Below are 26,720 nucleotides of genomic sequence, written 5' to 3'. Positions count from 1 at the left end.
CCCATCAACGCGGCGGCGGCGTCCGAGGCGAACCCGCCGGCGATTCCGAGCGTCCACGGGTCACCGGCGAACAAGCCGTTGGCCACGGCCGTGTTGGCCAACAGCGCTCCGGTCCGCTCTCCCAGCCGGCGCAGCGACGGCCCGGCCCCGGACACCACCGCCCCTCGCCCGGCCAGGATCAACGGTCGTTCGGCGGAGTCCAGCACGCCGGCGATCCGGCTCAGCTCGTCCGGCGCCGGGCTGGGCCGCTGCGCCCCGATCACCGGCGCCCGGGCACGCGGCTGGGCGGGTGCGGGCGCGGCTTGCACGTCCAGCGGCATGGTCAACACGACCGGGCGGCGCTCGACGAGCGCTCGCCGGTACGCCCGCGTCGTGTCTTCGACCACGGACTCCGGGCGATGGAGTTGCTCGCAGATCGCCCCGGTGCTCTCGATCAGCCCCGTCTGGTCGACGTAGAAATTCGACCTGGTGGCGCCCGCCGACGTCTGCCCGGCCAGCACCAGCAACGGCGTGCGGCTCTTCACTGCGTCCACCAGGCCGGTCAGCGTGTTCGTCAGCCCGGGCCCCTGGTGCACGCTGCACACGGCGACCTCGCCGGTGATGCGAGCGTACGCGTCGGTCATCGTGATCGCGCCGCCTTCGTGCCGGGCGCCGACGTAACGCGCCCCCGCGGCCGTCAAGGCCGCCGTGACCACGAAGTTGCCGCTGCCGACGACGCCGAACACCTGGCGTACGCCGAGGTCGGCCAGCGTCGAGCCGACCAGCGCGCCGGCCGTTGGCGTCGTCATGCTCGCACCTCCTGCAGCGCGGTCCAGATGCGGTCCGGCGTGAACGGCATGTCGAGGTCGCGGACCCCGACTGGGCGCAGCGCGTCCAGGACCGCGTTCGCCACGGCGGGCACCGATCCGATCGCGCCGCTCTCACCGATGCCCTTCACCCCGATCGGATTGACCGGCGTCGGCGAGGACACACTCGCGGTACGGATCGCCGGCATCTGCCGTGCGTTCGGGACCGCGTAGTCCATCAGCGACGAGGTCATCGGCTGCCCGTCGGGGGCGTAGACGACCCGCTCGTGGAGCGCCTGGGCGATGCCCTGCGCCACGCCGCCGTGCACCTGGCCCTGGGCGACCACCGGGTTGATGACGGTGCCGCAATCGTCCACGGCGACGAAGTCGGTGATCTCGACGCGGCCGGTGTCGCGGTCGACCTCGACCACGCAGGCGTGGGTACCCGACGAGAACGTGTAGTTCGGCGGGTCGAAGTACGCGACCGCGTCCAGGCCGGGATCCTCACCGTCGGGCAGCGGCTTCATCAGCATCAACGCCTTCGAGGCCAACTCGGCGAAGCCGATCCTGGTCGACGGGACACCGCGGACTTGATACCCGCCATCCGCCTGCTCGATGTCCTTCTCGTCGGCCTCCAGCAGGTCAGCGGCCCGGCGGCGCGCCTTGGCCACGACTTTGCGGCAGGCCAGCAGGACCGCGGCACCGCCGACGGCCGCGCTGCGCGAGCCGAACGTGCCGAAGCCGAACGGCGAGGTGTCGGTGTCACCGTAGGTGATGGTGATGTCGTCGTACGGGATGCCCAGCGCGTCGGCGGCGATCTGGGCGAAGGTCGTCTCGTGCCCCTGTCCGTGCCCGCAGGTACCCAACGCGATGGCGACCTTGCCCGACGGGTGCACCTGCACCGACGCGCTCTCCCACAGCCCGGGCGAGCCTTCCATGGCCGCGATGGCCGACGGCGTCACCCCGCCGATCTCCACGTACGACGCGATCCCGACCCCGATCAGCCGGCCGTCGTCGGTGCCATGGCGCTGCAGGGCGCGCACGTCGTCGTAGCCGATCTCGTCCAGCGCCGTCTGCAGCGCGGCGGCATAGTCGCCGCTGTCGTAGTCCAGCCCGGTCGGCGTGTGCCACGGGAACGCATCGACGGTGACGTAATTGCGCCGGCGCACCTGCGCCGGATCGTGCCCGAGTTCGGCGGCGACCTCGTCGATGAGCCGCTCGGTGTAGTAGGTCGCCTCCGGTCGCCCGGCTCCGCGGTACGGGCCGGTCGGCGTGGTGGTGGTGAAAACCCCGACGATCTCCACGTCGATGGAGCTCATGACGTAGCTCTGCGGCAGCAGCGGGCCGGTACGCCCGATGATCGTTCCCGAGGAGTTCGGATAGAGGTAGCCGCCCATGTTCCCGAGAATCCGCCCGCGCATGGCGGTGATGACACCGTCGTCGTCGAAGGCGACTTCGAGGTCGGCTACCTGGTCGCGCCCGTGCGTGGTGGCCAGGAAGCTCTCGGTTCGTTCCTCCACCCACTTCACCGGGCGGGCGAGCAGCTTGGCGGCGTAAGCCACCGCGGCCTCGTCCGGGTACATCGGCTCCTTCGCGCCGAACGCGCCGCCGACGTCACCGGCGTCGACCCGGATCAGGTGCTCGGGCATGCCGAGAACCTGGCCGATGAACCACCGGGTGTGGTGCGGACGCTGGGTGGTGATCCAGACGTCCATGGTCTGCTGGTGCGCGTCGTACGCGGCGATCATGCCCCGGGGCTCCATGACGAACGGAGCCACCCGGTGGTTGACCAACCGGCGGCGCAGCCGATGGGGTGCGGCCGCGAACGCGGCCTCGGTGTCGCCCCCGGTGTACGGAACCCGGAAGCAGACGTTGTCCGCGAAGCCCTCGTGGATCACCGGTGCACCCTCGGTGATGGCTTCCTCCACCTGGCACACGGCAGGCAGCGGGTCGTAGGAGACGCGTACGGCTTCGGCCCCGTCCGCGGCGATCTCGGGTGTTTCGGCGACGACCACCGCGACCGGGTCACCGACCCAGCGCACGGTGTCGGCGGCTAGGACGGGCAGCTCCGGCAGTGCGACGCCCATGCTCGGTGGTTGCCGGATGAGCGGGATGGGGTTGACGTCGCGCAGGTCAGCTGCGGTGATCACCCGCACGACGCCGGGGATCTCGTCGGCCGCTGCGGTGTCGATGCCTCGCACCCGCGCATGGGCGACGTCGCTGCGGACGAAGTGGGCATAGAGCTGCCCGGGCAGGGTGCGGTCCTCGAGGAAGCGGCCGCGCCCGGTCAGGAAGCGGGGATCCTCGCGCCGCCGGATTCCCTGGCCGACCAGCTTCTCGCCGCTGTGACTCATGCCCTGCCTCCATCGGTGTTCACCACGACGCCGGTCACGATGCGCGCGGCCACCGGATCGGCCAGATACACGTAGGCGCCGGCGTGGTCGCCCGGGTGCGCAACGGCCTGGAGCAGGTTGCCGGCCCGGATCCGCTCGTCTCGCCCGGCCACCCGGTCAGCCGTCATGTCCTGGCCGAGCGCGGTGAGCCCGCCCAGTTTCGTGGCCGACGTCCCCCCGGGCGCGACCGCGTTGACCCGGACCTCCGGGGCCAGGTCTCGCGCCAGGTGCGACACGACGCCGCGCAGGGCCCACTTGGACGAGCCGTAGAGGACGCCGCCGCCTTCGGGGTAGAACGCCGAGCCCGACGACGTCAACGTGACCGAGCCGCTCGCCGCGCGCAGGCCGGGATAGGCGAGGTTGATCGCCAGCAGCGCGCTGAGCACGTTGGTCTGCCAGATCTCGGTCCCGGCCGCGACCAGGCGGTCCGGGTCGAGCTCGCGCAGCGAGGCGTAATAGTCGAACACGCCCACGCAACAGGTCAGGTGATCGAGGCGGTCGCCGCCAGCGGCCGCCAGGGCCTGCTCGATCGCGCGCGCGTCGGTGGCATCACCGCACACCACCTCGACGGCCGCGCCGAGATCGCGACGAAGTCGCTCGGCGTGGTCGGGTGCGCGTTCCAGCACGGTCACCCGCGCACCCTCGGCCACGTAAGCGTCCACGACGCCCCGCCCGATGCCGGACCCGCCGCCGGTCACCACGATCGAGCGGCCCGCCAGGCGAGCGCTCATCCTCCCGGGGTCCGCTCGAGCATCGCCGAGAACGTCTCCGTCGGCTGATAGCTCAAGCAGTCCAGCTCGACGGCGTCCAACTGGACCCGGGTACCGCGCCGGGGCGACCAGATGTCCAGGCGCACCCCGTTCCGGGTGTACACACGGGTCACGACGACGTCGGCGAACTCGTTGGCGATGATGATCGGGCCTTCTTGGCCGCCGTCGCGGGGTACCTCGTCCAGCAGCGCGCCCGGCGCCGGCCACGGCCCGGCCGGCGTGCTGTCCTGGACAGCCGATTCCTCGTCCACGTTGGCTCCTTTCGCCCGCGGGCGTTCAGATGAAGATCGACATGTTGTGGGCGTTGACGACCGCCTGATCGAGCGCGGCCCACCGGTGCACGATCAGCCAGCCGCCGCCGTCGCGTCGCACCACGTCACGTCGCTGGGCGGAGAACAGGCTCGGGGTCGTCTCGTCTCCCCGGCTGCGATAGACCAGGCAGTTGGACAGCACCCGGAACTCGTCCGCGCGCTCCGTCGGCTCGACCAGGATGTTGGTGATGAAGTGCCTGGTCCGCGACGCCGGCTGCTCGGACCAGGCGAAGTCCGTCTCCAGCCGCTTGACCCGGACCTCCAAGGTCTCCTTGGTGTCGTCGAAGATCCGCGAGTTGGGCGAGAGCTCCCATTCCGAGAGCTTCTCGCGCGTCACGCGGACCGGGATCTCGTAGCGGGCGTCTTCGGCGAAGGCCGTCAGCCAGTCCCGGAATCGCTGTTCGTCCAACGCCAGCGACTCCCGATAGAGGAAATCCTTGATCGACTCGCGGGTTTCGCGGTCGACCTCAGCTGCCTGCAGAGTCATGTCATTCCTCTCTGGTCAGGTAGTCCAGCCAGGTCGACCACAGGTTGCGGAAGTTGGTGTCGGTGACGTACGGCGACACTGCGTGCCCCGGGCCGGGGAAGTCCTCCAGCTTGGGCCGCTCCAGCCCCATGACGTAGGGGAACTCCACATCACGCGCCATCGTCGAGCCGGCGGCCCGGGTGACCTTGATCCAGTTCTCGAAGTCGTCCTGCTCGAACGTTCCGGCCTGCCCGAACGTCAATGTGTAGGCCTTGTACGCGGCTTCCTTGTACTCCTCGGAGGCGTCGGTGGGCACCAGGCACCACGACCACATCTCCATCCGGCCCGGGCCGATCGGATGCCACAGCCGCATGGTGCAGAACCGCACCCCCGGCTCGCCCGGATCGAGGCTGAACGGCTGGATCAGGAACGACAGGTTGGGAAACACCGACCCGACCGCCGTGCGGGTCTTGGAGAAGATCTCCAGCTGTTCCGGGGACAAGCTCTGGTGCATCTGCTCCACCAGCTCGTCGGGATAGCCGAAGAACGCCGGCATGCCCGGGGTGTGCCCCAACCCGATGGCGTGCCCCTTGTTCGGGATGTTGACCGCCCAGCCTTCGCTGTGGGTCGACCCCGACGACGGGAAATACCCGAGATGGAAGCCGAACTGGTGGGCCACGGGCGTGTGGTAGCCGTCGCCGGAGAAGTTCTCCGCGCAGATCTTCCAGTCCGTCTCGGCCACCCAGTGATCCGGCGGGCCGTGGACCTCGCTACCGCCCAGGCCCTGCTTGAGGTAGATGTCCAGGTAGAACTGGAATCCGCCGAGGTAGTCCTCCAGGTCCGGCGCCTGCGGGTCGATGGTGCCGAAGATCAAGCCCGCGTACGTCTCGGTGCGGACCTTGACCAGTCCCCACTGGCTGCGATCGAGCTGGCCCTCGTAGCCCTCCTTGAACATGGGCACGCCGATCAGCTCACCGGAGTTCTTGTACACCCAGCCGTGGTAGGAGCAGCGGAAATGCGAGGCGTTGCCCATCTCGGACTTGCACATCATGTTGCCGCGGTGACGGCACATGTTGAGGTTCGCGGTGATGTTCCCGTGCTCGTCGCGCACGACGATGATGCTGTTGTTCGCGATGTAGCGAACGACGTAGTCGCCCTTCTTCGGGATCTCGGTCTCGTGGGCGAGGAAACACCACGCCTTCGAGAACAGCTTGTCCTGCTCGAGATCGAAGATCTCCTGGTCGTTGAAGATGCGTGCGGGGACCCGCCCGCCTGGGATGCCCTCCCGCATCTCCCCCAGCAGCTGCCGGAGGCCGGGGCTGATCGTGGTTGTGCTCATCGGTCACACCCGTTCCGTGTGGGTCCTGCCCAGCCGCTCAGCGACCTCCTTGACCACCTGCTTGTAACGGCCGATGTGGTCCTTGGTGTCCTGGACGTGCCGGTCGGGGACGAACTCGTCGGTGTAGGGCGGACGAGACTTGCCGACGTGGATGTAGCCGGCCTCGTTCACCCGGATCTTCTCCAGCGGGACGTTGTACTTGGCGAACTCCATGAAGTCCTGCCCGACGAGGAACGGCTCGTGCGCCCAGCGCAGCCGCTCGGTCAGCCAGGTGGCATCGTCCATGCGGCCGTCGCGCAGCGCATCGCGCAACGCCAGCACCGGCGCCGGACCACAGGCCGTCGTCGACGACCACGCCATCCCGACCAACTCCTCGCCGTACATCTGCCAGGCCGGGAGCCAGTCGGTCTCGATCGGCATCAGCGGGAACGAGGTCTGTGTGTGGGCCATGTCGTTGTGGTAGCGGAAGCCCACGGACGCGCCCCCGGCATACTTGACGGCGACGACCTGCGGCAGGTCGATCAGTGTCCGGTAGACGCTGCGCGGGATGATGCCCCGGAACGCCGCGGTGTTGTCGTAGACGACGATGGCCTGCTCCGGCACCGCCTCGGTGACGTCGCGGTAGAACCGCTCCATGACCGGGCCGGTCATCTCGCCCCACATCGGCCGCCCCAGCAGGGTGCCGGTGACGCCGAGATCGGCCAGGAAGCGCATCCGGGCGACGGTGTCGCGCGTGTTCAGCGTGGTGGTTCCGATGAACAGCCGGAAGCCGGGGCTGGCGGCCTCGGCGGTCTCGGCGGCGCATGCCGCGAAGGCCTTCCACTCCTCGAGGGTGAGAGTGGCGCATTCGCCCAGCGTGCCGTTCAGCGCGATGGCGTCGACGCCGTCGGCGATCAGGGTGCGGATCATCCGCTCGGTCTCGGCCAGGTCGACGGTGTCGGTGGCGTCGACCCGATCGGCACCGGGCAGCGCCGGCGTCGGCGGGTAGGCCATCACGCCGCGCATGTCGGGTCCGGTGACGTCGGGCAGCTTGGTCATGGTGTCTGTCCTCCAAGTGTGGTGCGCAGAGAGGTGTGGTGCGCAGAGGGCGGTGCTCAGAGCCGGGCGGCGGTGACGGCGGTGCCGGTCAGCCAGGCGGGGACGGGCTCGTAGACGAGCGTGTCGAACGCGACCCCGGCGGCTCCCGCGGCAACCAGCCAGGTGCGGATTTCGTGGGCGCCGTTGCCGGCGACGTCGATCTGGTCCTGGGTGTAGTCGGTGAGCCGGCGGGGGTCGCCGCTGGCCAGCCGGTCGAGGAAGTCGCGATCGAAGTCCTCGTTGATCGTGCCGGACTCGGGCATGCCGACCCAGTGCGACAACCCGCCGGTGCCCAGCACCACGACGCGTTGGGCCGCGGTCTGCGCCTCGACCGCCGACCGGATCATCCGGCCGAAGTCGTAGCAGCGCTTCGCAGTGGGCCACGGCGGATTGACGCCGTTGACGATCACCGGAACCAGCGGGATCGTCGAGTCCGGGTCGAGGTGTTTCAGCGGCACGCAGAAGTTCTCGTCGAAAGCGAGCCCGCCCTCGACCAGCGCGGGGTCGAACTCCGACTCGAGGGCGTGCCGGTAGAGGTGGGCGCCGAGGGCGGCGTGGCCCGGGTAGTCGTGCTGGTCGACGCCCAGAAAAGCGCCCATCTCCGCGGTCACCGGGCCGAGATAGGAGCCCGCCGTGCCGATCGCGAACGCGGGAAGGTTGCCCAGGAAGAAGTTGGTGAAGTGCTCCACCGACACGGCGATGATCGCATCCGGGCGCAGCTCGGTGATCCGGTTGCGCACGTCGGCGAACGCGCCCTCCACGGCAGCGCGCTGCGCCGGCTCGGCGCGTTCGGGAAAGCCGGTGATGCCGGGCGAATGCGAGGCGGTGAATGCTCCGACGATCTGTCCCATGTCCTGTCCCATCAGCTGATCTCCCCGCGGAGCCGGGCGTAGTACTCGGTTCGGTCGACGCCGATCTGCAGCGCGCAGAAGTAGAGGAGGTACGGGTTCGCGCCGCGGTCGTAGAGGGTCTTGAAGTCCAGCGAGCGCATCGCGGTGCGTTCGGTCCCGGCGATGCCGTACTCGTCGAGCACCGTGTCGGGGTCGGCGCGGAACCGCTGCGCGAGATCCAGGTCTTTGCGGACGTCCCAGAGCAGCTTCTGTAGGTCGTACACGCCGATCACCTCGTTCCTGCGTCGATGACGTACACGGCGGGCAACGGCGGCTGCGCTGGTGGCGCCGCGGACGGGTGGCCGGCCCGAGCTCGCCGCCCGAGAAGGAAGGCGATCACCAGGCCGGCGAGTGCGCCGATGGCCATCAGCCCGCGATGGCCGGTCGTGGCGCGCAGCAGAGTCAGGGCGTCCAGCGCGTTGTCGTCGCGCTGCTGCTCCCGGGTGTCGGCACGGTTGGACGTGGTTGACTCGGACCCGGTCGCGATGTGCTCCGGCGCAGCTGCCAGCACCTGCTGCGGTGCGTCGCCTCGGGTCATCTCATGGCACAGGCGATCAGCGAACTGGTCGATGATCGTCCCAGCCACCTCGTTCACCAGGCCCCGACCGAACTGGGCCGGCCGCCCGGTGAGGTCGAGGTCGGTGACCAGCGCGACGCGCGTGCCGTCGCTCGTCGACTCCAGTGCCGCCGTGACGCTGGCCTGCGCCGTTCCGGACCCACGGGTCTCCTGCCCGGTCGCGACGATCACCAGCCGCCGCTGATCACGGTCCTTCTCCTTGATCTGGGCCTCGCCCCGGTAGGTCAGGCGCAAGGGGCCGACCTTGAGCGTCACCCGGCCGGTGAAGACGTCGCCGTCGACGTGATCGAGCATGGCGCCGGGCATGCACGGCGCGATGCGTTCCACGTCGAGCAGGGCGTCCCAGGCCTGGTCGAACGGGATCGGGAGCGTGAACTCGTGGTGGAGTTGCATCACACAACCTCTGCTGCGGCGATCGATGTGCCAGAGACGCTAGGCGCGCGAGCCCCGCCGCCGCGTTACCCCTCCGGGTCAATTCGCCGATCAGCACGGGCAGGAGCGGCAGGCACTTGGCCTACGGATGACCTCCGCTGGGCCAAGACGTGCGCGGACGACCACGGCGTCAGGTGCGCACCCGCGCCTTGACGCAGCATCGGCCCGGCTCGGGCTCCAGGTGGGCGTCGACCTGGTGGCACTCGAGACCGTCCACGACGCCCTGCACGTAGGCGTGATTGAGACCGCACACGAGCGCGGTGTGTGTCTGGGCCAGCGCGTCGAACGGGCAGTTCACCAGCTCGAGGACGTCGTCGTCCACGCGCGGCTCGTAGCCCTGCCGTTCCAGCGCCGCGGCCAGCTTCGGCAGCGGAGCGGGTTCGGTGGCGTCCGGCGCCGACGCGCCCAGGGCCCGCCCCTCGACATACGCGGTGTCGCGCAAGGCGTCGTCGAGCGCCTCGCCGTCCCGAGCGCGGACGACCGCCGTTGCGAGGATGCCGGCGACCAGGTCGTACCGGCGCGGGGGCAGCGACACCGCGAACTCGCGCTGCGCGCGTCGATACAGCTTGCTCGGCCGCCCGGCGCCCGGGCCCCGCTTGCCGCTCAACCGGCGGTACTCCACCTCGAGCAGGCCGTCGGCGACCAATCGGTCCAGATGGAAGTTGACGTTGTGCTGCGCGATACCCAGCGCGGTGGCTGCTTGCTCGCGGCTCACCGGTTCCGGCTGGGCGCTGACGTACTCGTACAACGTCCGTCGGGTGTCATCGGCCAGCGCACCGATGCCGGTCGCCTGGGCCTCCAAGTCCATTCTCCGATTCTAAAACAGAACTCCCTTGACACAAGAAGCTTCGAGGACTTCTATTACAGATATGGTTCGTTTTTAGAAAGGGGGTCGCGAGATGACCACCGCACCGACCCGAGCGCCCGGCACCCGCACCGCGGCTGACCGCGCGTTCATCCTGCTCCGCACCGTGTTCACCATCGCCCCGATCACCTTCGGCCTGGACAAATTCGCCGGAGTGCTCACCGATTGGGAGCAGTACCTCGCGCCATGGATCAACGATCTGGTCCCCGGCACGGCGCATCAAGCGATGCTGGCGGTGGGCGTGATCGAGATCGTGGCCGGCATCGCGGTCGCGGTCGTGCCCCGCTATGGCGCACTACTGGTCGCCGCGTGGCTGCCCGGGATCATCGTCAACCTGGTCTCCATGGGCGAGTACTACGACGTGGCGCTGCGCGACTTCGGTCTCCTCGTGGGTGCGCTCGCCCTCGCTCTGCTCGCCACGGACCGGAGCACGGACACGTGAGCAGCGTCGCTTCGCTGCCCACCGAGCGCAGCACCACCCGGAACTGGCGGCCGCGCGTCTCGCACGCGCGGCCGGGCGTCGACCACGTGGCGGCCGAGCAGGCCGCGACCGATCTGCTCGTGGCGCTGGGTCTCGACCTCGAGAACGAGAACCTGGCCGAGACGCCACGGCGGATGGCGCAGGCGCTGATCGAGATGACCAGCGGACCGGACTTCGATCTCACGACGTTCCCGAACGACGAGGCGTACGACGAACTGGTGCTGGTCCAGGACATCCCGCTGCAGTCGCTGTGCGAGCACCACATCCTGCCGTTCGTCGGGGTCGCCCACGTCGGCTACCTACCGGGCGAGCGCATTCTGGGGTTGTCCAAGTTCGCCCGCATGGTCGAGCTGCACGCGCGCCGGCCGCAGACCCAGGAACGGCTCACCCAGCGGATCGCCGACCACCTGCAGGACGCACTCGCGCCGCAGGGCGTCGGCGTCGTGATCCAGGCCGAGCACACGTGCATGACCCTGCGCGGTGCCCGCGCTCCCGGCGCCCGTACCACCACCTCCGCCCTGTTCGGCCGGTTACGAGACGACCCACGAAGCCGGAGCGAGTTCCTCGCCCTCACCAGGAGCACCCCATGAACATCGTGATCGTCGGGGCCGGTCTCGGCGGCGTCGACGCCGCCGAAGAGCTCCGCACCCAGGGGCACACTGGTGAGGTCACGCTCATCGGGGCCTAGGCCGACCTTCACCGCGAGCACGGGGTCGACAGCACGACATCGCGATCAGCCCTGCTTGAGCCGCCGTCATGGGCCATAATCGCCGGGTGACGCCTGTGCCCGGCGAGCTCGGCCCTTCGGCGCAGAGACTCGCTGAGATACCGGCCAGCGACCTGTTCACGCTGGCCGGAGCGTTGGCCGACCTCCTCGGGGCGCCGGTGACCATCGAAGCCGAAGACACCACCGTGCTGGCCTACTCCGAAGGCCAGCTCGCCGTCGACGATGCGCGCACGGCGACCATCCTGGGCCGTCGGGTGCCGCCGGAGTACCAGGAGGCGTTGCGTCGCGCGGGCGTGTACCGGCGGATCGCTCGCGGGGACGACATCGTCTACGTCGACCTGGTGGAGGCCGGCATGAAGCCGCGGGCCGTCATCGGTATCCGGGCCGGCGACGAGCTCCTCGGGTCGATCTGGGCCGCGACGACCGGCCCACCGACAGCGGAACAACGGCGTGCGCTGCATGAGGCCGTACCCGTCTTCGCGCAGTACCTGCTGCGCGACCGAGCCCAGCGCGACCTGGCCAACCGGACCCGGGCCGATCAAGCGGCCGCGCTGCTGCGTGGCGGGGCCGACGCCGAGGCTGTGGCCGCCGAGCTGGGGCTGGCCGACGCGCACCTGACCGTGGCCGCGGTGGCGACCGTGCCACCACCTCCGGTCCGGATCGACCGCGTGGCCGGCGCCTTGTCGTTACATCTGGCCGCTTCGGCTTTGACCTCGGTCGCAGCCGTTGTGGACGGCATCCTCTTCGTCGTACTCAAGGCCGATGCCGACGCCGCACAGCTGATGATGTCGGACTTCCTGTCCCGCAGCCCGCAACGCGGCCAGCTCATCGCCGGCATCGGGCGCGGTGTCGGCGACCCGGCCGAACTGCACCGCTCCAAGTCCGATGCGCAGAGCATCGTGCGGGCGCTGGCCGACCGGGGCGTGTCGGGTGTCGCGCCATCCATCGACGAAGCCTTCGTCGACGTGCTCACCGTCCGAATGACCGACGTGATCAGCGCTGATGGTCTCGAGGCCTACGGGCCGCTTCCCGCGCTGGAGCGCTGCGACGCCGAGCACGGCAGCGAGTTGGTGAAGACGGCCCGGGCGTACCTCACTCACAGCGGTGACGTGCGCAGCGCTGCGCGGGCGCTGAACGTGCATCCGAACACCCTGCGCAACCGGGTTCGCAAGGCGCTGACCTGTGGCGTCGATCTGGACGACGCCGACACTCGGCTGGCGTTGATGCTGCAGCTGAGAGCTGCGTCCCACGGCTCGGCGGAGGGGTAGCCGGAGGGGATGGCCGATTGCACTGTGGCAGCCGGTCAACCTTGGCCGCTCGGACATTGATCGCGCGCGCTCGCGGAGCGAACATGGCAGCATAACCAGCATCCGGAGGTTCACCGTGTCCGCACACTTCGCCGGTCGCGCCCCGAACGAGGTCATCGTCGCAGGCGCCGGGGTGGTGGGGCTGTCCAGTGCCTGGTTCCTGCAAGAGCAGGGTGTTCAGGTCACCGTCGTGGACCGCGTGGGGGTGGCCGGCGGCTCGTCGTGGGGCAACGCCGGTTGGCTCGCCCCGGCTCTCACCACGCCGCTGCCGGAGCCTGCGGTCCTGGCCTCAGGTTTCAAGGCCCTGTTCAGCTCGTCGTCGCCGGTGTACGTCCCGCTGCGGCCCGACCTCGACTTGATCAAGTTCCTGACTGGTTTCGTCCGCCACTCCACCGCGCGGCGGTGGCGACGGTCGATGCGGCTGTTCGCGGCGATGAGCGAGGACGCCCACGCCGCCTACGACACGCTCGTCGCCGGAGGCGTCGCCGAACCCGTCCGTGAGGCCGATCCGTTCCTGGTCGGTCTCGGATCCGACCGCGCGCTCAAGGCCTTCGTCACCGAGTTGCACCATGTCGCGGAGGCGGGCGTGCCCATCAAGTCGCAGCAGCTCACCGCCGAGGAAGCCCGGGAGCTCGAACCGGCACTCGGCCCGGGGGTGAGCGGTGCCGTCCGGTTGGAGGGTCAGCGTTTCATCGACCCCGGCCCGTTCGTGCACGCACTCGCGCATGCCGTGACCGACCGCGGCGGCAAGATCATCGAGGGCGTCGAGGTGGAGCAGGTGCGCGACCTCGGCGACGACGGCGTCGTGGCCCGCACCACCTCCGGTGAGTTGCGCGCCGACGCGATCCTGCTCGCGACCGGCAGCCGCCTCGGTGACCTGGCCCGCCCGTTCGGCGTACGCCAGGTGGTGCAGGCCGGGCGCGGCTACAGCTTCAGCGTTCCACTCGACCAGGTGCCGTCCGGACCGGTGTACTTCCCCGATGTCCGGGTGGCGTGCACGCCGCTGCGCGGGCGGCTGCGGGTGGCGGGCACGATGGAGTTCCGGCCTACCGACGCGCCCCTCGACCCGCGCAGGATCACCGCCATCATCGAGTCGGTCCGGCACCGGTTCACCGGTGCCCACTGGGACGAGCGCACCGACGAGTGGGTCGGAGCACGGCCATGCACCAGCGACGGACTGCCGTTGATCGGGCCCACCAAGTCGCCGCGGGTGCACGTCGCCGGTGGGCACGGTATGTGGGGCGTGGCGCTCGGCGCGCTGACCGGTCGATACGTCGCCGACGGGATGGTCGGCGCTGCGACGCACCCACCGATCAAGGCGTTCAACCCGCTGCGGTAAAGGTGCGGCAAGGCTGCGGTGTCGCAGTTCAGCGTGCGCGGCATCGTGATCGCCACGGGTGACGCTGTGGTCGATTGTTGCCACCAGCGTCACCCCTCGTAGACACAAGGTCCAGGGCTCCTTACTCGAAGCCCCACGCGACCAACTATTCACTCGGTGTATAGTCGCGCCCATGTCGACCCCTTACGTGCTGCTCGGGTTCCTCGCGGAGCGCCCGCGCCACGGGTACGACCTCAAGCACGCCTACGACTCACGGTTCCCCAAGGCCAAGCCGATGGCGTTCGGCCAGGTCTATGCCACGCTCGGCCGACTCGAACGCGACGGTCTAGCCTTCGCCCAAGGCTCGGATCAGGCCGGCGGACCGGAACGCACGGTGTATGCGGCCACACCCGAGGGGCGCGCGCGGCTCGAAGAGTGGCTGGCCACCGTCGAGACGCCGGCGCCGCACGTCAACAGCGCTCTGCTCGCCAAGGTGACCGTGGCCCTGCTCGTCGCGGATGTCGAAACCGCCAGTACCTACGTCACCGACCAAGTCGCGGCCCACATGGCCCGCATGCGCGAGCTGACCGCCATCAAGACCAGCCCGCAGTCGGCACTCAGCGACGTCATCGCCGCCGACTACGCCATCAACCATCTGGACGCGGATCTGCGCTGGCTGCGCACCACCCTGGACCGCGTATCCGACCTGCATCGGGAGGTGCACACATGACGGCCGAGCCGCTACTCACCGGACGTGGCGTCGTGAAGTCGTACGGACAGATTCCCGCCCTACGCGGAGTCAGCGTCGACGTCGCCGAGGGAGAGATCGTCGCCGTCACCGGCCCCAGCGGCTGCGGCAAGTCGACGTTGCTGCATTGCCTGGCGGGCATCCTCACCCCGGATGCCGGTGAAGTCAGTTATCGCGGCGAGCGCATCGAGCGTCGGTCCGAAGCCGAGCGATCGCTGCTGCGCCGGAGCGAGTTCGGGGTGTTGTTCCAGTTCGGTCAGCTGGTGCCGGAACTCACGATCGCCGAGAACGTCGCGCTCCCGCTGATGCTGGGCGGGACGGGACGGCGCCAGGCCCACACCGCGGCGCTGACCTGGCTCGACCGCTTGGGCGTGGCTCACCTGGCCGACGACCTCCCCGGTGCGGTCTCCGGCGGCGAGCAACAGCGCACCGCGCTGGCCAGAGCACTGGTCACCGAGCCACGGGTGCTGTTCGCCGACGAACCGACCGGCGCGCTCGACACCCTCGCCGGCGAGCAGGTGCTCGATCATCTACTGCGCGTGACCCAGGACCAGGGCACGGCGGTGATCATCGTCACGCACGACGCCAGAGTCGCCGCCTACGCGGCGCGCGAGTTCGCCTTGCGCGACGGCGAGCACGACCCGAGCGGCGTCGGCATCGGCTCGGTCCGCCGCGGACGTCGCGCGCGTGGTGAAGTCGCGACCGAGGCGCGGGCCCGATGAAGCCCGGCGCACTCCTCCGCCTCGCTCTGGCCGGCAGCCGCACCGACACGCTGCGCGTCGTGCTGACCGCGGTGTCAGCGGCGCTGGCCATGCTCGCGATCCTCGCCGCGGCCACCGTCGTCGCGATTCCCGAACTGGGCAGCTCTCCCGACGACGCAGCAGCCTGGAACGTGCAGTACACCGTCGCCTACCTCCGCGAACCAGGACTGCGCCCGGGCGTGACCGTCGCCCTCGTCCTGCTCGTGATTCCCGCACTGGTCCTGGCCGCCCAGTGCGGCCGTCTCGGCGCTCCGGCCCGTGATCGGCGTCTCGCGTCGATCCGCCTGGCCGGCGCCACGCCGCGGCAGACGATGACGCTCGTGGCCGTCGAAACCGGCGTGGCCAGCGCGCTCGGCGCCCTGATCGCGCTTGGTACCTATCTGTTGGGCCGGCGCCTGCTGCACAATCCCGGCCCCGACGGCCGGCTCGTCCTGCCCACCGACGTCCTGCCACCGTGGTGGGTGCTGGCTCTACTCACGGCTTCGCTGCCGCTCCTGGCTACCGGCATCGCTGTCGTGGCGCTGCGACGGGTGAGCGTCGGCCCGTTCGGCGTCGTACGACGGCAACGAGCCGAGAGCCCGCGCATCTGGCCCGGCCTGCTCGTGATGCCGGGTATCGCCGTCATCGCGGTACTCGAACCGATCAGCGCTTACGCGGACAACCGCGATGTCGCGCTGCCGGCCGCGGTGTTCCTGGGCCTCGTCGCCACCGGTGCGTTGATGACGGTGATCGGTGTCGTCTTCGGCACCGGGTGGATCTCGCACCGGGCCGGTCAGACACTCGCCCGCTACGCCCGGCGCGCACCGGCGATGCTGGCCGGGCGCCGGCTCATGGCCGACCCGTGGGCGGGCAGCCGCGCCTTCGCCGTCGTGCTGACGTGCGTGGCCTTCGGGGCCGCAGCCGCCGGGGTGAAAGCCGCCTTCGCCGCGAACTTCGCCGTCGAGGACGAAGCTAACCGGCTGACGGCCGAGGCCAACGGCGAGGAGTTCGTACCCCGGACGGACCTGGACTTTTACTACAACGCCTTCGACCTGATCAACGTGGCCGTCGCGGTCGCTGCCCTGATCGCTGCAGGCGGTCTGCTGGTCACCATCGCCGAGGGCATCGTGTCGCGTCGCAGGACCTACGCTCATCTGTCGGCCTCGGGGGTCCCCCGGTCCGTGCTGCGACGGGCGACGATGTGGCAAGCCTTGGCCCCGGTGGTACCCGCGAGTGTGGTGGCCGCCGTGGCCGGCGCAGCGCTACCGCGAGCGTTGTTCGGGTCATCGGTGACCGGCGGCGGATACGACTCCGTACCGGAGGTCACGTTGAGTGTTCCGATACCGTTCGGCGATCTCGCGATGCTCAGCGGCGGCGCGGTCGTGGTGGTGGCGGCCGTCGTCATGGTCAGTCTGCTCTTCCTGCGCCCCAGCACCCACCCGTCGGAGTTGCGCACCGGCTGACATCACGACCTGCGAGTGGCTCGTCGGCCACCCCGGTTGGTTACCTGTTCGGATCGCGGCCGGTGAAGGCGAGCAGCTTGGTCTGGACGTCAGCATCGTCGGCGACGGCGACCTTGGGACCGTAGTGGCCGCTGGCCCGCAGCACCTCGTCCATCGGCAGCATCCCGTCGAGCATCGCGGCGGCGATGTCCTCGTCGAGTCGCTCGTCCAGGCCGGTGGCTTTGGCCAGATCCCAGGTATGCACGAGCACATCTCCCACGACGAGCATGTCGATCGCGGCTTCGACGGTCATTTCCCCGGGCGGCCCGGCATCGAACGTGCGTCGCGCGGTGTCGGGGTCGTCGAGCGCCGCCTGGAGCGTGGTGGCCAACGCGGTCCACGCCCGAGCCGGATCGTCGTAGGGCAGGTCGGGGAACTCGATCCCGGATCTGCCGATGACCTTGGGGACCCATTCGAGCAGGTGGATCACGACGTCGCGCGCGGTCCAGCCCGCGCACGGTGCAGGATTCGGCCACGCGTGCGGCGGAACCTGTTCGACGCGATCGGTGAAGCGGCCGGCGACTCGGCGGAACCGCTCGGCGGGCGTACCGGCGACGGCGAGCAGGTCGTCCAGCCGGTCGTAGCTGCGCTGCATCCCGCGCTCCATGCCAGAATGCACATGTCCGTCCCGGTTCTTCATGCTCGCGTGCTGTACCCGGACCTCCAACGTCGTGACGCCGTCGCGTTCGGTCAGGGTCGTCGTGCTGAGCGCTTCGGCCTCCGGATTGCCCTCGAACACTTCGGTGGACACCATCCGCTCGGCGCGGACGACTTCGCGGTAGGTTCCGTGCCAGGCGAGCTCGTCGCCGTCGACGTCGCGCGCCACATAACGCCATCCGCCGCCCGGCCGAAGGTCGATGTCGCACGAGACGAGCGGGCAATAGTCCGGTCCCCACCACCGCAGCAAGTGACGGGGTGTGGTCATGACGTCCCAGATCAGGCTCCGGGGTGCTTCGAAGGTGCGCGTGATCAGGATCTCGGTGTCGGAAGGCAGCGTGACCGTCGCCGACCCATGTCGTGTGCTCATCTCGGTTCGCCCTTCCGTACTGCGTCGCCGTCCGCCTTCAACGTCTGGATGTAGTCGTCGAGGCGGTCGTAGTGCTGATTGATCGCGGTCGTGAGTTCGGTGAGCCAGGTCTGCAGCGGCGTGATGCCCGCCCGGTCGATTCGGTACAGACGCGTGCGCCCGACGCTTCGGCAGCGCACCAACTCGACCTCGCGCAGCACCTTCAGATGCTTGGACACCAGCGACTGCGGGCAGTTCACGTGCTCGGCCAGCGCTTTGACCGTCGTCTCCCCGGTCGCCAGCTTGTTCAGCACCGCTCGACGCGTCGGGTCGCCGACGGCATTGAACGCGTCGGTCGTCGTTGCAGCTCGCGCCATCGCAGAATAATATCCCCATATGGGCATATGTCAATGCGACCGCTGCGGCCCCGCTCGTCGCGTTAGGACTTGGTGATGAGCGACCGATCCGCAGCCGATGTCGTGGCCGCGCTTCTGCGCGTCCAGGACACCGACCAGCTGGCGAGCATCCGGAAACGATTGGCCCCGGACGAGGACGCCTTCGGCATGCGGATGCGAGACCTGTTCGATGTCGCGAAAGCTCACGCCGACCTCGACCATGCCGAGATCGAGCGACTCCTGGATCACCCCGCCTACGAACCGCGTTTGGCGGCGTTGTGCATCCTCGATTTCCAGGCCCGCAAGCCGATCACCGACAACCAGCGCGAACGGCTCTATCAGACCTACCTGGACCGCCACGATCGGATCACGACTTGGGACATGGTCGACCGGTCGGCACCGCGGGTGGTCGGCCGGCACCTGGCGGGTCGGTCGTCGCGACCGTTGTACGAACTCGCCGAAGCGGCTGAACCGCTGCGCCGGCGCACCGCCATCACTGCAACGCTCTATCACGCCCGCTACGGAACCGACGAGGATCTCGCCGACGGCTTCGGCATCGCCGATCGCCTTGCGGCCGACCCGGAACCAGTCGTCCACAACGCCGTCGGGATCTTCCTCAAACACGCCGGAACCCGCGATCCCGAGGCGCTCTTGCAATTTCTCGACGCTCATGCCGCGGCCATGCAACGCCCTGCCCTGCGCCTGGCCATCGCCAAGCTCGACCCCACGACGCGGACCCGCTACCTCCGATCCTGAACGATGGCGGGTTCGCAACGGTGGAGTGTGACGTGTCCCTCTCGTGTCGAGGTGGCGCCGGTGGCCTGCCGGGGTCGACCATGTGGTGGTGACCCCCTCATCTCCCCGATCCGGTGCCGGTGGCCGACCGGATCCCACCGGCGAGGCCGGGACTTCTGTACCCGCGCACGGATACCTGCTGGGCAACGCCCGCGCCGAGGCGGGCGAGCGATTCGTGTGGCTGGCCGAACTGTTCGACGGCGTGACACTCGGGCACATCGAACGTCTGGGGGCCGGGCCTGGATCGCACTGCTGGGAAGTAGGGGCCGGCGGCCGCAACATCCCGGAGGCGCTCGTGGCCACCGTCGGTCCGAGCGGGCGCGTGCTGGCGACCGACATCGACACGTCCTGGCTCGAGCCGACCGGCGCGTACGAGGTGCTCCAGCACGACATCGCCGCTGACCCGCCCCCGGAGCCGGGAACGTTCGATCTGGTGCACGCCCGGCTCGTGCTGGTCCATGTGCCCGACCGGGCCCGGGCGCTGGCCACGATGGTCGCAGCCCTACGACCCGGTGGTTGGCTGCTGATCGAGGACGCCGACACCGCGTTACAGCCTTTGGCCTGCCTGGACGACAACGGCCCGGCGCAGCGGGCCAACCGGCTGCGCGCCGCGATGCGCGAGCTGTTGGTGCGCCGTGGCGCCGACCTGAGCTTCGGCCGGACCCTGCCACGAGTCTTGCGCGCGGCCGGCTTGGTCGATGTCGCCGCAACGGGCTCGTTCCCGGTCGGCGGGTTGGCCTGCAACCGGCTGGAGATCGCGACGATCCACCACGTGCGCGACGAACTGCTCGCGGCCGGCCTGGCCGACGAGGCCGAGATCGACGCACACCTGGCCGCCATCGAGGCCGGCGAACTCGATCTCACCTACGCGCCGCTGATCTCGGCCTGGGGTCGCCGCCCAGCCGAGTAATCGCACTCGTTCGCCATCGGACGGGCCGTTCGCCCCTCCCCGATGTCGACCCGTCGTGGTGTCGTCGTCAGTGCCAGCAGCACGATCCGAAAGGGGGCGACGATGAAGGCGCTCGTTTACCACGGCCCTGGGCGCAGGTCTTGGGAGGACGTCCCGGATCCCGCGATCAAGCACCCCGACGATGCCGTCGTCCGCGTCGACTGCGTCACCATCTGCGGCACCGACCTGCACATCCTCAACGGCGACGTCCCCACCGTCGAGCCTGGGCGCGTACTGGGTCACGAGGCCGTCGGCACGGTCGAGGACATCGGCAGCAACGTCCGTAACGTCGCCGTCGGCGACCGCGTCCTGGTGTCGTGCATCTCCGCCTGTGCCCGGTGCCGCTATTGCCGCGATGGCCGCTACGGGCAGTGCCTCGGTGGCGGCGGCTGGATTCTCGGCCACCGCGTCGACGGCACCCAGGCCGAACGTGTTCTCGTCCCGTTCGCCGACACGTCGGCCTACCGTCTTCCCGAGACGGTCAGCAGCGAGGACGCCGTCATGCTCGCCGACATCCTGCCCACGTCGTACGAGGTCGGCGTCCTGGCCGGCGCCGTGCGTCCCGGCGACACGGTGGTCATCGTGGGCGCCGGCCCGATCGGCCTGGCCGCTGTCATCACGGCGCGACTGCTGAGCCCGTCACACATCGTCGTCGTCGATCCCGCTCCCGGACGGCGCGAGGCCGCCATCTCCTTCGGCGCCGACGTCCAGATCGACCCCACCGTCGACGACGTCGCCACCCGAGTTCGCGCACTCACCGACGGCTTGGGTGCCGACGTGGCCATCGAGGCGGTCGGCATCCCGGAGACGTTCGAGAGCTGTGTCGACATCGTCCGGCCGGGCGGCCACGTCGCCAATGTCGGCGTGCACGGCAAACCCGCCGCGCTGCACCTGGAGACGATCTGGAGCCGCGACCTCACCATCACCACCGGGCTGGTCGACACCGCCACCACCCCGGTCCTGCTCCGCATGCTCGCCGCCGGCCAGCTCACCATGCCAGGCCTGATCACGCACCGGTTCGGCATCCACGAGATGCAGGACGCCTACGACGTCTTCACCCGACCGGCCGAGACCGGCGCACTCAAAGTCGCCCTCTTCGGCAGTCACGTGCCCCAACCCGATCCGCATTGACCACGCCACGCTTCCGGCGGGCGCCACCGGCTGGCGGTGTACGGGTTCGCCACCGTCCCGCGCTGGTGCCGAAAGTCCCCAGGTCAGGGGGACGAACGCGGGTGGCGCAACACCGTGGACGAGCCCAGGATGCAAGCACAGGATGAACCACGTTCGAGAGTCGGTGCAGCCGCCATGCGCGCCTTGGTCGTCTTCGAGTCGATGTTCGGCAACACTGAAAAGATCGCCGCGGCGATCGCCGACGGGCTGTCGGCCACCATGGACGTCGAGACCGTCGAAGTCGGCTCAGCGGGTGAGTCCGTCGCAGGCGTCGATCTGCTCGTGGTCGGCGGCCCGACCCATGCCTTCGCCATGACCCGGGAGTCGACCCGCAAGAGCGCGGCTGAGCAGGCGCCCGAAGGCATCGTCTCGAAAGGACCTGGTCTTCGCGAATGGCTCTCCGCCCTGGACAGCGCCGACGCCGCCATCGCGACGTTCGACACGAAGGTGGCCAAGCCCCGGTTACCGGGGTCAGCAGCACGAGGGGCTCGCCGGCGCTTGCGTCGTCTCGGGTACCGCCCGGTGACGGCGGCGACCACCTTCTACGTCACCGGCACCACCGGGCCGCTCATCGCCGGCGAAGAGGAGCGGGCTCGCCGGTGGGGCGACCAGCTCAGCCAGACGCTGGCTCCGCACTGATCCTCGACTGGAGATGGTCGACATGACGTCCGACATCCGCACCGGCATGGCGATCCTGGACGAGGATGCGTGCTGGAGCCGGCTGGCGACCGTGGGTCTCGCCCGGATAGCCATCGCTATCGCCGGTGATCTGGAAGTGTTCCCGGTCAACATCGTCGTGGACGACCGCAGCATCGTCTTCCGCACCGGTGAGGGCACCAAGCTCGCCGCTGCGGTGATCGCGCCCCAGGTGGTCGTCGAGGCCGACCATGTCGACTCGGTGACGGCGCGGGCTTGGAGCGTGGTGGTCAAAGGCCGGGCCGAACGCCTGGAGCGCTTTGCCGACATCTATTACGCCGAAGAACTCCCGCTGCCGACGTGGACCAGCCATCCCAAGCAGTGGTTCGTCCGGGTCCAGCCAACCGAGATCACCGGCCGGGCGTTCACGGCGGTGACGACGGGCTGAGGACTCAGTCGCGAACGACCGTGACCGGGACCGGCATCTGCCGCAGGATGCTCCGCGCGATCGAACCCAGCAGCATGCCCGTCACCCGGCCGTAGCCGCGCCCACCGATCACCGCCAGGTCCACGTCCTTGGCGTACTCGGCCAGGATCGCGGCGGGATGTCCGTACTCGGTGGCCGTGGTCACCTCGACGTTCGGATACTTCGTCCGCCACGGGTGGACGGAGTTGTCGAAGACATTCTCGGCCGCGCGCTCGAAGTGCGCGACGTCGCTGCGCAGCGGCCGGTCGGCCGGGTAGGCATAGGGCAGGCTGATCACGTGGACGGCCACGATTGCTGCGCCCCTCGCTGCGGCCAGCGCGAAGGCGTACTCCACGGCCGACTCGCCGCGCTGCGAGCCGTCGACGCCGAGCAGCACCCTGCGGCGCGGAGTCGAGCCGGGCTCCCAGGTGTCCGGGACAACGGTCACCGGCACTCGCGCATGTGCCGCGGTGGCCAGAGCGGTCGAACCGAGCACCAACTCGGCCAACTTGCCGCGCCCTTGGCGCCCGACGACCAGCATCGGTGCACCGATCGATTCCCGTAGCAGGACCCGCGGCACGATCCCGAAGCGCAGCACGGTCTGCACCTCGAGATCGCCGAAACCCCGGCTCGCCAGGCGATCCAGGGCCTCGTCGAAGATGTCGTCCGCGAGCTCCTGTGGCGCGATGTCGATGACGGCGAGCGCATAGCGGTCTCCTGGATGGACGTAGACCAACTCCAGCCCGCACCCGCGCGTCCGGGCCTCCTCAGCGGCCCAGTCCAACGCGACGAGCGCAGCGGGTGAGCCGTCCAGGCCGACCACGACCGGCCGGTTCTCGACCGGCTCCGGTTCCGCCTGCTCCGCGGCGGCCGCTGCTGTCGTCATGTCTCCAGCACACCGGACCCGATGGCCGATCGGCCAGGGCAGCGTGTCCTACCCGGCAGGGCCGAAAGGCCATTACGGTTCGTACCGGTACAGGTCGGTGCCGCGACTGAAGACGATCTCGCCGTCGGGCGTGACGACGAAGTGCTTCACGTCGGCCTGGAGCTCGGTGACGGCGCCGCTCGCGGGGTCCAAGGTGTACAAGGTGCCGAGCGCCAGGACGAGCAAGGTCCCGTCGTCCCGGCCCTCGACCTGCCCGGACGCCCAGACGTGGCTGACATCGGTCCAGTCGAACGGCGCGATCTCGATCACCCGCGCAACCTCCCCGGTTGCGGGAACGTACTCGAAGACCTTGCCCACGGTCACACCCCAGACGTGACCGTCCGGCGTGACGGTCAGCCCGGTGATCGCTCGCTCGCCGGTGACCGGCACGACCTCCCACGCCTTCGTCCCGCCGCCGGGGCTGCCACCGGTGTCCCAGCCGAACAGCACGGCATCGGACTGCGTCGGGGGCACGCCCAGTCCGCCCCAGACGGACGTTCCTCCGACGACCTGACCGTCGAGCGAGGTCAAGGCTGTGATGCTCTGCTCGGGCACGACATCGCGGTGGACGTGATAGTCGTCGGTGCTGGGGTCGATGAGGGTCAACGCTCCGCCCAGATCGCCGTACCCGGGCACCGTCCCGGTAGCGACCAGGTCGCCGGCCGACGTCCAGGCGAACGGCCGGTCCTGCCCGTCTTCCTCGAGCACCGCGATGGTGTATGGGTTCGTGCCGTAATCGAACGGGAGGGAGGGGTCGAAAGCCAGCAGGACGCTACCGGTGTAGACCCCGAGGTAGAGCTTGTCGCCGTGCGTGTGCATGCCCTCGACCTGGCCCACCGTACCTGCCGGGAACTGGATGGACTCCGACGTCGCGGGATCGACGACGGCGAGGCCGCCCGACTGGTACCCGCTGACGTAGACCTTGCCGTCCGGGCCGACCCCGATGCTCTGCACGTTCGCCGGCGCACCTTCGATGGGCGTATCGACCGTCTCGTGCGCGCCCGTGCGCGGGTTGTAATACCACAGGCGGCCGAGGTAATCGGCCATCGCGAGGGTGTGTCCCGGATAGTCGCGTGCCGACGAGGGCCGGGCGCCGGCTCCGGCGCGGTGCACCCAGCCGAACGATCGTGCCGTGTAGCTGTCGCTCACCGGCGTCGTACCGACGTCACCGGTACGCGGGTCGTACCACCTCCACGTCCCGTCCGCGGCGACGTAGTAGAGCGGTTCACGCCCGTGGACCGGCGAGACCGACACCGAACCCGCCGCGGGACCGAGATCGTCGATGAATTGCCGCGTAGCCGTGTCCAGGACGAGCAACGGGTCGTTCGGCGTGGTCACCCAGACGAAAAGCAGCCCACCGCGCACTTCGAGCGAGTAGATGAAGGTGTGATCGCGATACTCGGCCGGCAGCTCGATCTCTTCGCGGTCGCCGGATTCCGCGTCCACAGCGAACAGGCGGGCGCGTTCGGACCCGAGGCCGACGTACACCGTGTCGCCGTCCACCGCGACACTGCGGCCATAGTCGCCGCCGTCCGCGATGCGTCCGTAGTCGCGCACCTCGCCAGAGCGGGGGTCGTAGCGGAACAGTGCACCACTCGGGTACGTGCCGCCGTAGATCCGGCCGCGATCGTCGACGTCGATGCGCCAGATGTAGGTCTCACTCTCGATCGGCCGGCCGAGATCCTCCGCCGTCCCCGATCCGGGTTCGTATCGGTAGAGGTGTCCGTTGTCCCACGACCCGACATAGACGACGCCGTCGGGCGCCACGACGGTCCCCCACGCTCCCGCCGCGCCATCGAGAACGGCCTGGTCGATCTGTTCGTTGGCGCGGATGTCGAGAGCCGCCAGCGTCGCGGGCCCGCCGTTGACCGCGAAGTACGCCACCTCGCGGCCGTCGGGCCACTGGCCGAAGGCCGTGGAGTTGACGGCGACGTTGTGGATCGGCGTGGCGATCAGGCTCGATGCCGTTCCTTCTGCTGCACGCCCGGTACCGGTGGCGCGGGCCGCTGCGGCCAATCCGGGCGGGGCGAAGACGGCGCCCATCGTGGCGAGGCCGGCGACCATGACCGAACGGCGGGACAACAGCACAGCGGCGGGTGCAGGAACGGGGCGGTGCGATGTCACGGAACCTCCTGGGCAAGGCGTTCGAGCCGGCGCGATCAACCACTTTCGGCCTAGGCCGTTTTGAGATGAATTGGACTATACCAATGAGTCACCGGCGAGCGTCAAGATGGCGTGAAAACACCAACTCAAAGCATGTTCGGCATGTTCGGCACCAGATCGCCCGTCGGTGAAATCCCGGCACCACGGCGCTTGGTAGGGTGAAAGCTGGTGTGCCGGGAAGTCTGGTCGGCGTTTCATAGCCGTCGATCCCGGAGACTCCCGTGCCGAACTCTTCGCCTGCCAAGCCACGACTGTTCCGACGTGGTTCGTGGCCAGAAGCTTCGCGAGTGGCCGAGGTGCTGCGCGCCGAGACGACCGGCGGCCTGCTACTCATCATCGCAGCAGCTAGCGCACTGATCTGGGCGAACTCTCCCGTCGCGGACTCGTACGCGGCACTCCGCGATTTCCGCGTGGGGCCGGCGAGTCTCCACCTTGATCTCACTCTCGGCACGTGGGCCGCCGACGGCTTGCTGGCGGTGTTCTTCTTCGTCGTCGGTCTCGAGCTCAAGCGGGAGTTCGTCGCGGGCGATCTACGCGACCCACAGCGAGCAGCGCTTCCGATCGTGGCAGCCGTCGGCGGGATGGCCGTACCGGCGCTGGTGTTCCTTCTCTGGAATCTCGGCGCGAGCCCCGGCCCCGAGGGTTGGGCCATCCCGACCGCCACTGACATCGCTTTCGCGTTGGCCGTGCTCGCGGTGATCTCGACCCACCTACCCACCGCGCTGCGGACTTTCCTGCTCACGCTCGCCGTCGTGGACGATCTGCTGGCGGTCACTGTCATCGCGGTGTTCTACACCGACGAACTGCGGCCGATGTTCCTCGTTCTGGCGATGCTGCCGCTTGCCGCATTCGCACTGGCCGTTCAGCGAAACGTGCGCGCCACATGGCTACTGGTCGCGCTAGCTGGCCTCACCTGGTTCCTGGTGCACGAGTCGGGCGTCCACGCCACGGTTGCCGGTGTGCTGCTCGGGTTCACCGTGCCGGTGCTGCACCGCGCCCGCACCGCCGCCGCTACCGAGGAGCTGCCCGGACTCGCCGAACAGTTCGAGCACCGCCTACGGCCACTGTCAGCCGGCTTCGCAGTACCCGTGTTCGCTTTCTTCGCCGCAGGCGTCACGATCGGCGGATTCACTGGGCTCATCGAGTCACTACGCCACCCGGTGGCGTTGGGAATCATCTCGGGCCTGGTGATCGGCAAGGCGGTCGGCATCGGCGGATCGGCGTACTTGCTCGCCCGATTCACCGGAGCTGATCTCGACGAGCAGCTTTCGTGGACCGACGTCGTCGGCCTGGCCATGCTGGGCGGAATCGGCTTCACCGTCTCACTGCTCATCGGTGATCTCGCCTTCGCCACCGACGGCGCGCTCGACGAACACGTCAAGGTCGGTGTCCTGACGGGCTCCCTCACCGCTGCCCTGCTGGCCACGCTCGTGCTGCGGCTGCGCAATCGCACCTACCGTCAATTACACGAACTCGAATCTTCCGAC

General features: G+C 69.3%; 27 protein-coding genes and 2 pseudogenes. 13 read left to right on the top strand and 16 right to left on the bottom strand.

Going from position 1 to position 26,720, the window contains the following annotated elements:
* From M6444_RS03635 to M6444_RS03585, 11 genes are all read right to left on the bottom strand, one after another.
* Positions 1–788 (bottom strand): thiamine pyrophosphate-binding protein (locus M6444_RS03635; RefSeq protein ID WP_298323288.1); only part of this gene is annotated, 788 nt, incomplete at its 3' end.
* On the bottom strand, positions 785–3,139 hold the full coding sequence (locus M6444_RS03630) for a xanthine dehydrogenase family protein molybdopterin-binding subunit (protein ID WP_298323287.1): 2,355 nt from the start codon (positions 3,137–3,139) through the stop codon (positions 785–787). The genes M6444_RS03630 and M6444_RS03635, both read right to left, overlap by 4 nt.
* The gene (locus tag M6444_RS03625; RefSeq protein WP_298323285.1) at positions 3,136–3,909 is read right to left on the bottom strand and encodes an SDR family NAD(P)-dependent oxidoreductase; all 774 of its coding nucleotides are present in this window, start codon (positions 3,907–3,909) and stop codon (positions 3,136–3,138) included. Before M6444_RS03625 ends, M6444_RS03630 begins: the two co-directional genes overlap by 4 nt.
* Complete coding sequence (locus M6444_RS03620) at positions 3,906–4,199, bottom strand: hypothetical protein (protein WP_298323284.1); 294 nt, start codon at positions 4,197–4,199, stop codon at positions 3,906–3,908. Before M6444_RS03620 ends, M6444_RS03625 begins: the two co-directional genes overlap by 4 nt.
* A gap of 25 nt (positions 4,200–4,224) precedes the next feature.
* A complete protein-coding gene (locus tag M6444_RS03615; protein WP_298323283.1) occupies positions 4,225–4,746 on the bottom strand; it encodes a 3-phenylpropionate/cinnamic acid dioxygenase subunit beta in 522 nt (173 codons plus the stop codon).
* A gap of 1 nt (position 4,747) precedes the next feature.
* Positions 4,748–6,064, bottom strand: a complete 1,317-nt coding sequence (locus tag M6444_RS03610; RefSeq protein WP_298323282.1) for an aromatic ring-hydroxylating dioxygenase subunit alpha — start codon at positions 6,062–6,064, stop codon at positions 4,748–4,750.
* Between the two features lie 3 nt (positions 6,065–6,067).
* Positions 6,068–7,102 carry a dihydrodipicolinate synthase family protein gene (locus M6444_RS03605; RefSeq protein ID WP_298323281.1) on the bottom strand — a complete coding sequence of 345 codons (1,035 nt, stop codon included), beginning with the start codon at positions 7,100–7,102 and terminating at the stop codon, positions 6,068–6,070.
* A gap of 56 nt (positions 7,103–7,158) precedes the next feature.
* Positions 7,159–8,004, bottom strand: a complete 846-nt coding sequence (locus M6444_RS03600; RefSeq protein WP_298323279.1) for a hypothetical protein — start codon at positions 8,002–8,004, stop codon at positions 7,159–7,161.
* Positions 8,004–8,255 (bottom strand): hypothetical protein, encoded by a 252-nt coding sequence (locus M6444_RS03595; RefSeq protein WP_298323277.1) that lies wholly within the window; start codon positions 8,253–8,255, stop codon positions 8,004–8,006. Before M6444_RS03595 ends, M6444_RS03600 begins: the two co-directional genes overlap by 1 nt.
* A gap of 5 nt (positions 8,256–8,260) precedes the next feature.
* Entirely contained in the window at positions 8,261–9,001 is a 741-nt protein-coding gene (locus M6444_RS03590) for an SRPBCC family protein (protein WP_298323275.1), read from the bottom strand.
* 169 nt (positions 9,002–9,170) lie between these two features.
* Positions 9,171–9,848, bottom strand: a complete 678-nt coding sequence (locus M6444_RS03585; protein WP_298323274.1) for a helix-turn-helix domain-containing protein — start codon at positions 9,846–9,848, stop codon at positions 9,171–9,173.
* Positions 9,849–9,939: 91 nt separating this feature from the next.
* Here M6444_RS03585 and M6444_RS03580 point away from each other — a divergent pair, with 91 nt between their 5' ends.
* The 7 genes from M6444_RS03580 to M6444_RS03550 all read left to right on the top strand — a co-directional run bounded on the left by M6444_RS03580 (position 9,940) and on the right by M6444_RS03550 (position 16,689).
* Complete coding sequence (locus M6444_RS03580) at positions 9,940–10,347, top strand: hypothetical protein (RefSeq protein WP_298323273.1); 408 nt, start codon at positions 9,940–9,942, stop codon at positions 10,345–10,347.
* Positions 10,344–10,976, top strand: coding sequence for a GTP cyclohydrolase I FolE (gene folE, locus M6444_RS03575; protein ID WP_298323271.1), 633 nt, complete (start codon positions 10,344–10,346; stop codon positions 10,974–10,976). Before M6444_RS03580 ends, folE begins: the two co-directional genes overlap by 4 nt.
* A gap of 184 nt (positions 10,977–11,160) precedes the next feature.
* Positions 11,161–12,381 (top strand): PucR family transcriptional regulator, encoded by a 1,221-nt coding sequence (locus M6444_RS03570; RefSeq protein ID WP_298323269.1) that lies wholly within the window; start codon positions 11,161–11,163, stop codon positions 12,379–12,381.
* Positions 12,382–12,496: 115 nt separating this feature from the next.
* A complete protein-coding gene (locus tag M6444_RS03565) occupies positions 12,497–13,759 on the top strand; it encodes an FAD-dependent oxidoreductase (RefSeq protein WP_298323268.1) in 1,263 nt (420 codons plus the stop codon).
* Between the two features lie 172 nt (positions 13,760–13,931).
* Positions 13,932–14,468 carry a PadR family transcriptional regulator gene (locus M6444_RS03560; RefSeq protein ID WP_298323266.1) on the top strand — a complete coding sequence of 179 codons (537 nt, stop codon included), beginning with the start codon at positions 13,932–13,934 and terminating at the stop codon, positions 14,466–14,468.
* Positions 14,465–15,208 carry an ABC transporter ATP-binding protein gene (locus tag M6444_RS03555; RefSeq protein ID WP_298323264.1) on the top strand — a complete coding sequence of 248 codons (744 nt, stop codon included), beginning with the start codon at positions 14,465–14,467 and terminating at the stop codon, positions 15,206–15,208. Before M6444_RS03560 ends, M6444_RS03555 begins: the two co-directional genes overlap by 4 nt.
* Complete coding sequence (locus M6444_RS03550) at positions 15,205–16,689, top strand: FtsX-like permease family protein (RefSeq protein WP_298323262.1); 1,485 nt, start codon at positions 15,205–15,207, stop codon at positions 16,687–16,689. The genes M6444_RS03555 and M6444_RS03550 overlap by 4 nt, the downstream gene beginning before the upstream one ends.
* Positions 16,690–16,729: 40 nt before the next feature.
* On the opposite strand, the pseudogene M6444_RS22865 reads toward M6444_RS03550, so the two are convergent.
* The 3 genes and pseudogenes from M6444_RS22865 to M6444_RS03540 all read right to left on the bottom strand — a co-directional run.
* A pseudogene (locus M6444_RS22865) lies at positions 16,730–17,245 on the bottom strand (TIGR03086 family metal-binding protein); the annotation flags it as partial.
* A 30-nt stretch (positions 17,246–17,275) separates the two neighbouring features.
* Positions 17,276–17,755: pseudogene (locus M6444_RS22860) on the bottom strand (SRPBCC family protein); the annotation flags it as partial.
* Positions 17,752–18,111 carry a metalloregulator ArsR/SmtB family transcription factor gene (locus M6444_RS03540; protein ID WP_298323258.1) on the bottom strand — a complete coding sequence of 120 codons (360 nt, stop codon included), beginning with the start codon at positions 18,109–18,111 and terminating at the stop codon, positions 17,752–17,754. The pseudogene M6444_RS22860 and the gene M6444_RS03540, both read right to left, overlap by 4 nt.
* Before the next feature lie 75 nt (positions 18,112–18,186).
* Here M6444_RS03540 and M6444_RS03535 point away from each other — a divergent pair, with 75 nt between their 5' ends.
* The 5 genes from M6444_RS03535 (at position 18,187) to M6444_RS03515 (ending at position 22,127) form a co-directional block, all read left to right on the top strand.
* Positions 18,187–18,885 carry a DNA alkylation repair protein gene (locus tag M6444_RS03535; RefSeq protein ID WP_298323256.1) on the top strand — a complete coding sequence of 233 codons (699 nt, stop codon included), beginning with the start codon at positions 18,187–18,189 and terminating at the stop codon, positions 18,883–18,885.
* Between the two features lie 175 nt (positions 18,886–19,060).
* Positions 19,061–19,834 (top strand): methyltransferase domain-containing protein, encoded by a 774-nt coding sequence (locus M6444_RS03530; protein WP_363326223.1) that lies wholly within the window; start codon positions 19,061–19,063, stop codon positions 19,832–19,834.
* Positions 19,835–19,936: 102 nt separating this feature from the next.
* A complete protein-coding gene (locus M6444_RS03525) occupies positions 19,937–21,004 on the top strand; it encodes a zinc-dependent alcohol dehydrogenase family protein (RefSeq protein ID WP_298323253.1) in 1,068 nt (355 codons plus the stop codon).
* A gap of 174 nt (positions 21,005–21,178) precedes the next feature.
* On the top strand, positions 21,179–21,682 hold the full coding sequence (locus tag M6444_RS03520) for a hypothetical protein (protein WP_298323251.1): 504 nt from the start codon (positions 21,179–21,181) through the stop codon (positions 21,680–21,682).
* Between the two features lie 22 nt (positions 21,683–21,704).
* On the top strand, positions 21,705–22,127 hold the full coding sequence (locus M6444_RS03515; RefSeq protein WP_298323249.1) for a pyridoxamine 5'-phosphate oxidase family protein: 423 nt from the start codon (positions 21,705–21,707) through the stop codon (positions 22,125–22,127).
* Between the two features lie 4 nt (positions 22,128–22,131).
* Here M6444_RS03515 and M6444_RS03510 read toward each other — a convergent pair whose 3' ends face one another.
* Complete coding sequence (locus M6444_RS03510; protein ID WP_298323247.1) at positions 22,132–23,031, bottom strand: universal stress protein; 900 nt, start codon at positions 23,029–23,031, stop codon at positions 22,132–22,134.
* A gap of 72 nt (positions 23,032–23,103) precedes the next feature.
* Positions 23,104–25,194 carry a PQQ-binding-like beta-propeller repeat protein gene (locus tag M6444_RS03505; RefSeq protein ID WP_298323246.1) on the bottom strand — a complete coding sequence of 697 codons (2,091 nt, stop codon included), beginning with the start codon at positions 25,192–25,194 and terminating at the stop codon, positions 23,104–23,106.
* A 326-nt stretch (positions 25,195–25,520) separates the two neighbouring features.
* Here M6444_RS03505 and nhaA point away from each other — a divergent pair.
* A partial coding sequence (gene nhaA, locus M6444_RS03500; protein ID WP_298323244.1) for a Na+/H+ antiporter NhaA occupies positions 25,521–26,720 on the top strand: 1,200 nt, incomplete at its 3' end.

It is taken from the genome of Haloactinopolyspora sp. (assembly GCF_027324685.1).
GTDB lineage: Bacteria > Actinomycetota > Actinomycetes > Jiangellales > Jiangellaceae > Haloactinopolyspora.
Note: the sequence above shows the minus strand (reverse complement) of the source record. Positions and strands in the feature narration are given on the sequence as shown.

What these genes read in the sequence shown, in the direction of transcription:
- M6444_RS03630 (WP_298323287.1), bottom strand. Translation starts at nt 3,139, where the DNA reads ATGAGTCACAGCGGCGAGAAGCTGGTCGGCCAGGGAATCCGGCGGCGC.
- M6444_RS03625 (WP_298323285.1), bottom strand. Translation starts at nt 3,909, where the DNA reads ATGAGCGCTCGCCTGGCGGGCCGCTCGATCGTGGTGACCGGCGGCGGG.
- M6444_RS03615 (WP_298323283.1), bottom strand. Translation starts at nt 4,746, where the DNA reads ATGACTCTGCAGGCAGCTGAGGTCGACCGCGAAACCCGCGAGTCGATC.
- M6444_RS03610 (WP_298323282.1), bottom strand. Translation starts at nt 6,064, where the DNA reads ATGAGCACAACCACGATCAGCCCCGGCCTCCGGCAGCTGCTGGGGGAG.
- M6444_RS03605 (WP_298323281.1), bottom strand. Translation starts at nt 7,102, where the DNA reads ATGACCAAGCTGCCCGACGTCACCGGACCCGACATGCGCGGCGTGATG.
- M6444_RS03600 (WP_298323279.1), bottom strand. Translation starts at nt 8,004, where the DNA reads ATGGGACAGGACATGGGACAGATCGTCGGAGCATTCACCGCCTCGCAT.
- M6444_RS03590 (WP_298323275.1), bottom strand. Translation starts at nt 9,001, where the DNA reads ATGCAACTCCACCACGAGTTCACGCTCCCGATCCCGTTCGACCAGGCC.
- M6444_RS03585 (WP_298323274.1), bottom strand. Translation starts at nt 9,848, where the DNA reads ATGGACTTGGAGGCCCAGGCGACCGGCATCGGTGCGCTGGCCGATGAC.
- M6444_RS03580 (WP_298323273.1), top strand. Translation starts at nt 9,940, where the DNA reads ATGACCACCGCACCGACCCGAGCGCCCGGCACCCGCACCGCGGCTGAC.
- M6444_RS03560 (WP_298323266.1), top strand. Translation starts at nt 13,932, where the DNA reads ATGTCGACCCCTTACGTGCTGCTCGGGTTCCTCGCGGAGCGCCCGCGC.
- M6444_RS03555 (WP_298323264.1), top strand. Translation starts at nt 14,465, where the DNA reads ATGACGGCCGAGCCGCTACTCACCGGACGTGGCGTCGTGAAGTCGTAC.
- M6444_RS03550 (WP_298323262.1), top strand. Translation starts at nt 15,205, where the DNA reads ATGAAGCCCGGCGCACTCCTCCGCCTCGCTCTGGCCGGCAGCCGCACC.
- M6444_RS03540 (WP_298323258.1), bottom strand. Translation starts at nt 18,111, where the DNA reads ATGGCGCGAGCTGCAACGACGACCGACGCGTTCAATGCCGTCGGCGAC.
- M6444_RS03535 (WP_298323256.1), top strand. Translation starts at nt 18,187, where the DNA reads ATGAGCGACCGATCCGCAGCCGATGTCGTGGCCGCGCTTCTGCGCGTC.
- M6444_RS03525 (WP_298323253.1), top strand. Translation starts at nt 19,937, where the DNA reads ATGAAGGCGCTCGTTTACCACGGCCCTGGGCGCAGGTCTTGGGAGGAC.
- M6444_RS03520 (WP_298323251.1), top strand. Translation starts at nt 21,179, where the DNA reads ATGCGCGCCTTGGTCGTCTTCGAGTCGATGTTCGGCAACACTGAAAAG.
- M6444_RS03515 (WP_298323249.1), top strand. Translation starts at nt 21,705, where the DNA reads ATGACGTCCGACATCCGCACCGGCATGGCGATCCTGGACGAGGATGCG.
- M6444_RS03510 (WP_298323247.1), bottom strand. Translation starts at nt 23,031, where the DNA reads ATGACGACAGCAGCGGCCGCCGCGGAGCAGGCGGAACCGGAGCCGGTC.